Raw genomic sequence first — 1,465 nt, 5'->3', positions numbered from 1 at the left:
TGGTGGAACAAACTGTTTCCGCTTTGCCGCAGGAACTGTCGGGCAAAGAGGTAATGCAGGCTTTCGCCCAACCGCGCAACATGGGATTTTATACGGCGACCGCTGAACTCGCAAAGGAACGGAAAAATACGATTTCCGCCTGCATACATAGCGACCAGACCGTGATGGACGGCGAAAGCGTCCGTTTGCGTTTGCTTGAGCCGATGCGGGCGGGCAAAATGTTTGTCCGTGAAAACACGATTTTGTCGGGGTTTTCCAAAATTCAGGGGGAAAGATTGCAAATAACAATCACTTCAATGGAGTATGGCAGCAACATTATTCCGGTAGAAATGGCTGTCTATGATACGGACGGGCAGCGCGGTATTTTTATTCCCGATACCAAAGAAGTCAATGCAGCCAAAGAAATCGCCGCCAATATGGGGACAAATGCCGGTACAAGCATTTCACTTTCTTCCGATGCGGGCGAACAATTCGCAGCAGATATGGGGCGCAGTGTTATTCAGGGTGTTTCGCAATTCTTCTCAAAGAAGATGCGCGAAATAAAAGTCAATCTCAAAGCAGGTTATCGTGTTTTCCTTCTTCCCGAAGGCAATATCAATAATCAGCAATTAGCAAACAATTAATTGTCTGAACCATGATTTACCTGATTAAAAGATTAACAGGATTTTTTTACAATACACAATTCATAATTAAAAATAATATACGATGAAACAGTTTTTTATCATGCTTGCATTAGTTGCAGGCGCAATTACAGCAAATGCGCAGGAAACGGCGCAAAGTCAGCCTTCCACAGGTGATTTGTACAGCGGTCTTACCCGCAAAATTGAGTACAGCCGAATGATACCGCCCTACGGTATCGAAGTGAGTTTTAACAAGACGGTGCATATTATTTTTCCCGCTGCCGTGCGCTATGTCGATTTGGGTAGCGCGAATATTATTGCAGGAAAAGCGGACGGTGCGGAAAATGTTATCCGCGTGAAAGCAGCCGTTCAGGGCTTTGAGCGCGAAACAAACTTTTCCGTAATCACAGATGAGGGCAGTTTTTATTCTTTCAATGTGAAGTATGCCGATGAGCCTGAAAAGTTAAACATTGAAATGAAAGATTTTATCCACGATGGCGAGGCGGTAAACCGCCCGAACAATTCATTGGATATTTACCTCAATGATTTGGGAAACGAGTCGCCCAAAGTGGTAAACCTTATTATGAAGTCCATTTACCAAAGCGACAAAAAGGAAATCAAACACATTGGCTCAAAGCGGTTTGGAATACAGTTATTGCTCAAAGGCATTTACACCTACAACGATTTTCTGTATTTCCATATTCAAACCAAAAACGCCTCGCAAGTGCCGTTTGATATGGATTTTATCCGCATTAAAATCGTGGATAAAAAGGTCGCCAAGCGCACCGCCATTCAGGAACAGGTTATTTTTCCCGTCCGCGCTTACCGTTACAATATCCGCATAC

General features: G+C 44.0%; 2 protein-coding genes. Both read left to right on the top strand.

Features of this window, described 5'->3' with window-relative positions:
* On the top strand, window positions 1-623 hold a 623-nt coding region (traM, locus tag ACYPWY_RS16225; RefSeq protein ID WP_459686588.1), incomplete at its 5' end, for a conjugative transposon protein TraM.
* A gap of 82 nt (window positions 624-705) precedes the next feature.
* Window positions 706-1,465: conjugative transposon protein TraN (gene traN, locus ACYPWY_RS16220; protein WP_459686587.1), on the top strand; the 760-nt coding region annotated here is incomplete at its 3' end.

Source organism: Viscerimonas tarda, from assembly GCF_054601255.1.
Note: the sequence above shows the minus strand (reverse complement) of the source record. Positions and strands in the feature narration are given on the sequence as shown.